The 6,391-nt window shown below is 60.6% G+C and carries 8 protein-coding genes; 6 read left to right on the top strand and 2 right to left on the bottom strand.

All coding sequences use genetic code 11. The features are described from left to right. The 4 genes from ACX3P0_RS13800 to ACX3P0_RS13785 all read left to right on the top strand — a co-directional run. A partial coding sequence (locus ACX3P0_RS13800; protein ID WP_459089246.1) for an IS30 family transposase occupies positions 1–296 on the top strand: 296 nt, incomplete at its 5' end. Positions 297–674: 378 nt separating this feature from the next. After that, positions 675–1,025 (top strand): helix-turn-helix domain-containing protein, encoded by a 351-nt coding sequence (locus tag ACX3P0_RS13795; protein WP_459089244.1) that lies wholly within the window; start codon positions 675–677, stop codon positions 1,023–1,025. After that, complete coding sequence (locus tag ACX3P0_RS13790; RefSeq protein ID WP_459089242.1) at positions 1,022–2,329, top strand: type II toxin-antitoxin system HipA family toxin; 1,308 nt, start codon at positions 1,022–1,024, stop codon at positions 2,327–2,329. Before ACX3P0_RS13795 ends, ACX3P0_RS13790 begins: the two co-directional genes overlap by 4 nt. Positions 2,330–2,424: 95 nt before the next feature. Further along, positions 2,425–3,078: a hypothetical protein gene (locus ACX3P0_RS13785; RefSeq protein ID WP_459089240.1), complete on the top strand. Its 654-nt coding sequence runs from the start codon at positions 2,425–2,427 to the stop codon at positions 3,076–3,078. Positions 3,079–3,242: 164 nt separating this feature from the next. Here the strand turns inward: ACX3P0_RS13785 and ACX3P0_RS13780 are convergent, their stop codons facing one another. Beyond that, complete coding sequence (locus ACX3P0_RS13780) at positions 3,243–3,692, bottom strand: GatB/YqeY domain-containing protein (RefSeq protein ID WP_459089238.1); 450 nt, start codon at positions 3,690–3,692, stop codon at positions 3,243–3,245. Positions 3,693–3,955: 263 nt separating this feature from the next. On the opposite strand from ACX3P0_RS13780, the gene ACX3P0_RS13775 reads away from it, so the two are divergent. Together ACX3P0_RS13775 and carA are read left to right on the top strand one after the other, a co-directional pair. Then, positions 3,956–4,399, top strand: a complete 444-nt coding sequence (locus tag ACX3P0_RS13775; protein ID WP_459089236.1) for an SRPBCC family protein — start codon at positions 3,956–3,958, stop codon at positions 4,397–4,399. A gap of 201 nt (positions 4,400–4,600) precedes the next feature. Then, positions 4,601–5,791, top strand: a complete 1,191-nt coding sequence (carA, locus tag ACX3P0_RS13770; protein ID WP_459089234.1) for a glutamine-hydrolyzing carbamoyl-phosphate synthase small subunit — start codon at positions 4,601–4,603, stop codon at positions 5,789–5,791. Positions 5,792–5,914: 123 nt separating this feature from the next. Here carA and ACX3P0_RS13765 read toward each other — a convergent pair whose 3' ends face one another. Further along, the gene (locus ACX3P0_RS13765; RefSeq protein WP_459089232.1) at positions 5,915–6,292 is read right to left on the bottom strand and encodes a hypothetical protein; all 378 of its coding nucleotides are present in this window, start codon (positions 6,290–6,292) and stop codon (positions 5,915–5,917) included. Between the last annotated feature and the right edge of the window lie 99 nt (positions 6,293–6,391).

Genomic DNA, 6,391 nt, shown 5'->3' with positions numbered 1-6,391 from the left:
CAGAAGAGCTGCGGCGCTCGTTGACATGGGACCAGGGCAAGGAGATGGCTCGTCACAGGAGCTTCACCATCGCAACCGATCTACAGGTCTACTTCTGCGACCCCCGCAGTCCCTGGCAGCGCGGCAGCAACGAGAACACCAACGGCCTGCTCAGACAGTACTTCCCCAGAACCACCAACCTATCTCTCGTCTCGCAGGATCAACTCGACGACGTCGCTCTGAGGCTCAATCAGCGACCCCGAAAAACCTTGGACTTCGAGACCCCGGCCGATAGGCTGCAGAAGGTGTTGCGATGACCGGTTGAACTCACCCGCGCATTACCGTCGGCCCGGAAAGCGACCGTTCTGCGTACATTCAAGCCTGACCAAGTCAAACCAATAGCTGACCTAGATCAGCGCAACCGTCGCAGCCAGCTCGCGCGTCATCCCTTCATCAGGTCATTATCCATCGTCGCTCGCTGCAACCGGCCAGAAACTCGGTGCCGGCTTGACGAATGCCCTGCTCGCTGGGCGATAGTGCCTCTTATGTGAGGCACTATATGTCATTTTTGGACATAGTGACCAATATATGAGGCACTATCTGCAAGCGCTTGCTATTGACTCCAGAGTGGTGCCTCATATATTGGTCACTAGCAATCGATTCCGGTCATACTGCACCATATATGAGGCACTATCGTGGAGCCGAATCAGGCGATCCGACACACGTTGAACAGGATCGGTGAGCGCGTCGCGGGGATACGTCTTTCCCGAAACCTAACTCAACGTCAGCTCGGTGAGCTTGCCGGAAGTTCGAGAAATACGGTTCGTCGCCTCGAGGCAGGAGAAACAGTGTCGCTCGACACCTTCATTCGAGTGCTTGCCGCGCTCGGGCTCGCCACGGAATTCGATGCCCTACTGCCTGATCCGAGCGTACGTCCGGTGGATCGTGTTCGTCTGCAGGGAAATGAGCGCCAACGCGCTCGCCCTGAGGAAGGTTCACCACAAAAGGCGTCCACTTGGGCATGGGGCGAGGAGACCGACGAGTGACGGACGCAACCGTTCGGCTGTGGGGTCGGGACATCGGTGCCGTCAGCTGGATCGACGATCGGCAGATCGCGGTCTTCCAGTACATGCCGGATTTTGTGAGAAGCGGCATTGAGCTGTCCCCGATCGCCATGCCGTTGCGCCGCGACCCGTATGAATTCCCCGGTCTGGTAAAGGACGCTTTCAAGGGACTGCCCGGCATGCTCGCCGACTCCCTGCCCGATAAGTTTGGCAACGCATTAATAGACGCCTGGCTGGTTGCTCGTGGGCGAACCGCGAACAGCTTCAATCCTGTGGAGCGCCTCTGCTACATCGGGACCCGTGGCATGGGTGCGCTTGAGTTCCATCCGACCATCTTGAACGCCGCCAACAGATCGCGCCGGCTGCAGATCAATGACCTAGTCGATCTCGCGAACCAGGTGCTCAATTCACGAGTAGAACTCGGCGGGGTTCTGGCCGGCGACAACGGCGACAGCGAGACGCTGGAGGAGATCCTGCGCGTCGGCACGTCCGCCGGCGGCGCGCGGGCCAAGGCCATTCTCGCATGGAACGAGCAGACCGGAGAGTTCCGGTCGGGCCAAGTCAAGGCCGAAGAAGGCTTCACCTATTGGCTGGTGAAGTTCGACGGCATCGCCAACAACAAGGACAAGGAGCTAGCTGATCCGCAGGGCTTCGGCCAAGTCGAATACTCCTTCTACCTGATGGCCAAGGACGTCGGTATCGACATGACGGATTGCCGCCTTCATCGGGAAGGCGGTCGGGCACACTTCATGACTCGTCGATTTGATCGCACCGCCAAGGGCCAGAAGTTGCACATGCAGTCGCTGGCCGCCCTGCGCCACTTCGACTTCAACTCGGCCGGCGCCTACTCCTATGAGCAGGCGGTCGAGACCATCCGACTGCTAGGTCTGCCCGCCTACGACATCGAGCAGCAATTCCGTCGTGCCGTTTTCAACATCATGGTGCGCAATCAGGACGACCACGTGAAGAACATCGCGTTCCTCATGAACCAGAAGGGCGAATGGCGCCTCTCGCCGGCCTTCGACGTCAGCTACGCCTATAATCCCCAAGGCCCTTGGACGAGCCAGCACCAGATGACGCTCAACGGGAAGCGTGACCTGTTCGGGGCAGAGGATCTGGTCGCGTTCGGCGTGTTCTGCAACCTGAAGAAGAGCAAAATCCGCATTATCGTGCAAGAGATGCAGGAGAAATTGGCCTCTTGGCGGACCCATGCCGAGCAGGCAGGTGTTCCGGAACGCATGGCCGAATCGATCGAGAGGACGATGAGAAGCGAAATGCACGTCTAGCCTGGCGGACGAACAAGAAGAAAATGTCAACCCGAATAGACTTGGCCGAAGCGCTATGGCGTCGGACTTGCCTGTTCCGCGCGCATTGAGCGCAGGTGTTCCTGATCATCATGCTGACGGTGATGATCAGCTCCGACAAATATGATCGCCGTCACGATATTCGCGACCTAAACGCAGGCCTGTCTGCCAAATTCACACGAAAGCCTCAGACCATGACTGTCCTCCCGCTTAAAGTCACCGGTGGGGAAAACCATCGCATTCGGAAGGATTCCGGGCAATTCGATCCTTCAACTTCTTGCAAGATCTCGTCCGCTTCGGGAGGCCACATTCTCCAAGAGTTCATGAGGTATCGTGAAAATTTTCAACCGGAAATCCCGCGTCTTCACAGATCTGGTCTCTGCGAACGCTTCAATCCACACTACTCCACGGCTTCTGCATGCCGCGCGGGGCGGCTCTGGGGCTGCTTGGTGGAACTCATGACCGCGGCAGTGCGGCAACAGGAGCGCCGCATCGCGGTCTCCGACGCTGGCGAGACCGGCCGACGGGTCGGTCAGCCAATGGGCGATGAGATGCACGACATCCCCTTCCCACTGGATACTGCCGTAGACGCTGATCATGCCGGGCGACAGCACAATGCGCGGATGTTTCAGAACGTTCTCGACCATAACGATCATCGCGCCGAATGCCAACGGCCGCCAGCGGCCCCATTCCATCACCTACATAACCGAGAAGACGGCCTTCAACCCTGACGTCCTGAATGGCTTCTGATTTGGGGCCTCTTCATGGTGGTCGTGAGGAGCCAAATTTGACGTCGAGAAGAGCCTCGAGTCAGACTTATGTGGTAGTGCGAGTCAGGCTATGCCCCTGTCCGGAACACGCTTATGTGCCCCGTTACAGTTCCTGTCCGGTGCCCCTACCCCAGCAATCCTTTCACGAGCGCGCTCGCCTTGGAAAAATCCATCTGTCCGGTGTATTTTTCCTTCAGCGCGGCCATGACCTTGCCCATGTCCTTTGGCGACGCCGCACCCGTCGTCGCGATCGCCTCGCGCGCGGCTGCCTCTACGCCGGCATCGTCCATCTGCGTCGGCTGGAAATCGCGCAGGATTTCGATTTCCGCGCGCTCCTTGGCGGCAAGCTCGGGCCGCCCGCCATCCTCGAACGCCTTGGCCGATTCCTCGCGCTGCTTCACCATCTTGGCCAGGATCTGCAGGATGTCGTCGTCGCTGGCCGGGTCCTTGCCGACGCCCCGATTGGCGATGTCGCGATCCTTGATCGCCGACTGGATGAGCCGCAGCGTCGGCAGGCGTTCAGCATCCCTCGCCTTCATCGCGGTCTTGACTTCTTCGGCGATCTTTTCGCGCATGGCCGGTTTCCTTTGACATGTGGTGCGTGCTTGCGGTTCGGATAAACGGCATTCCGGCCAAAATCTCAAGCGGCGGGACTGGAACCTTGGGGCGGATCGCGGTTTTATGCAGAAAATCGCGCTCCATTGTCGGGTCGGACGACCTTCATGCGTCCTTGCGGCATGGATCGGGGTTTGCGAGGCCTCGCCCGCGAAACCGCAACCGTCCATCAAGTACGCAACGATAAAAGCCCACGCAACTGTCAGCCATAAGGATGAACGACATGCCCAGCACCGTCCGCCTTCACCGCGTCCTGACGACCACGCCGGACAAACTCTACCGCGCCTTCATCGAAGCCGATGCGCTTGCCAAATGGCTGCCGCCGAACGGCTTCCTGTGCACCGTCCATCATTTGGAGGCCAAAGTCGGCGGCACGCACAAGATGTCCTTCCGCAACTTCACGACCGGCCAAAGCCACTCGTTCGGCGGTGAATATGTCGAACTCGTACCGGGCCAACGCCTGCGCTACACCGACAAGTTCGACGACCCCAACCTGCCCGGCGAGATGCAGGTGACGGTGACCTTCAAGAAGGTCTCGGTCGGCACCGAGTTGAACATCGAGCAGGCCGGCATTCCGGACCTCATTCCGCCCGAAGCCTGCTATCTCGGCTGGCAGGAATCGCTGCGCAACCTCGCCAAGGTCGTCGAGCCCGACATCCAGCAATAGGCCCGGTATCGACGAACCGGCCCCGGCGGCGGGCGCGCTTTCACGACGATTGACCCTGCGCCCGCCTTCCCCTATGGGAAGACCTTGCAACCACACTGGTTACATCGATGACGCGGGGCGCTGCCGCTCTGCGCCTTTTTGTTGCGCGAACTGCAACCAGATTGGTTACAAAGCGAACACAGCCCGTTGATGGAGAGCCGCATGGCCACGACCGCCCCCTGGAGCACCGAAATCCCGACTGCCCTGCTCGTCCTTGCCGACGGCACGGTGATCGAGGGACGCGGGCTTGGGGCTGTAGGCACGGCGGTCGCGGAAGTGTGCTTCAACACGGCGATGACCGGCTATGAGGAAATCCTCACCGACCCCTCCTATGCCGGCCAGATCGTCACCTTCACCTTCCCGCATATCGGCAATATCGGCACCAATGACGAGGACATCGAAGACTTGAACCCGGTCGCGCGCGCCGGCGCGGTCGGCGCGGTGTTCAAGGCCGACGTCACCGATCCGTCGAACTACCGCGCCAGCGACCATCTCGACCATTGGCTGAAGAAGCGCGGCATCGTCGCCCTTTGCGACATCGACACGCGCGCGCTGACGGCGCTGATCCGCGAAAAAGGCATGCCCAACGCCGTCATCGCGCACAACCCCGAGGGTCGGTTCGACGTGGACGACCTGAAGCGCCGCGCCGCCGCGTGGTCGGGCCTTGTCGGGCTTGATCTCGCCAAGGAGGTCACCTCCGGCCAGTCGTCTGTGTGGCGCGAAACCCCCTGGGTCTGGAACGAGGGTTTTGGCGAGCAGAATGCGCCGACCATGCATGTCGTTGCCATCGACTACGGCATCAAGCGCAACATCCTTCGCCTGCTGGCCGGTCTCGGCGCCAAGGTGACGGTGGTACCGGCCAAGACCGGCGCGGACGAAATCCTCGCCATGAAGCCCGACGGCATCTTCCTGTCCAACGGACCGGGTGATCCGGCCGCCACCGGCGAATATGCGGTTCCCGTCATCCAGGACCTGCTGAAAACCGACATCCCCGTGTTCGGCATCTGCCTCGGCCACCAGATGCTGGCTATCGCGCTCGGCGGCAAGACGGAAAAGATGCATCAGGGCCACCACGGCGCCAACCACCCGGTCAAGGACCACACCACCGGCAAGGTCGAGATCGTCTCGATGAACCACGGCTTCGCCGTCGATGGCAACAGCCTGCCGGAAGGCGTCGAGGAAACGCACGTCTCGCTGTTCGACGGCTCCAATTGCGGCCTGGCATTGACCGGACGCCCGGTGTTCTCCGTCCAGCACCACCCGGAAGCTTCACCCGGCCCGCAGGATTCGCACTATCTCTTCCGCCGCTTCGTCGATCTCATCCGCGAGACGGCAAAAGAGCCGGCGATCTAGCGCGACCTGCGGCACGGCACCTGTCGATGAGCGCCGTGTCGAAGCGCGCCATCCCGTGGCGCGCGTCTGTTATCAAAGGAGCTATTGTCCCGAAGGCGATCTGCCCTTTCGGGGCAGCGCCCGTCAGCTGGTTTTCTTGGTAATCAGCGTCAGCGTTCCGTCCGTACCCAAATTGGTGGCCACGACCTGGGCCGATGTCGCCCCCTTGGCTTCCAGCGCGGCCTTCGCCTGAGGTGTGGCCTCGATGCTGCTCTGCATCTGCTTCAGGCTCTCGTCGGTGGACTGCGCCACGATTTGCTCGACCTGCTTCTGGGTATCCTGAGGCAATTCACTGACATCGATCACGTTGACGCGCTGAATTTGGGGCGCGGCCTCAGATGAGGCAGCCGGTGGCTGCGCCGGGGGTTGAGACGGTGATTGCGAGGTCGATGAATCCTGTGCATTCGCCGCGAAAGCGCCGATGAGAGTGATGCTCGCTGCAAGAAGAAAAGCTTTGCGCATGGGTATCCCTTTCAAGTTGGTCCCGCGCCCCGTACCCCACAGGGGCAATGAGACCTGACGCCGTCCTTGGTTGGGTTATTTGGTGATCAATCGATGTCC

The sequence above is a fragment of the Mesorhizobium sp. A556 genome (genome assembly GCF_054489545.1).
The sequence above is the reverse complement of the archived record's forward strand: the minus strand, read 5'-3'. Positions and strand labels throughout refer to the sequence as shown.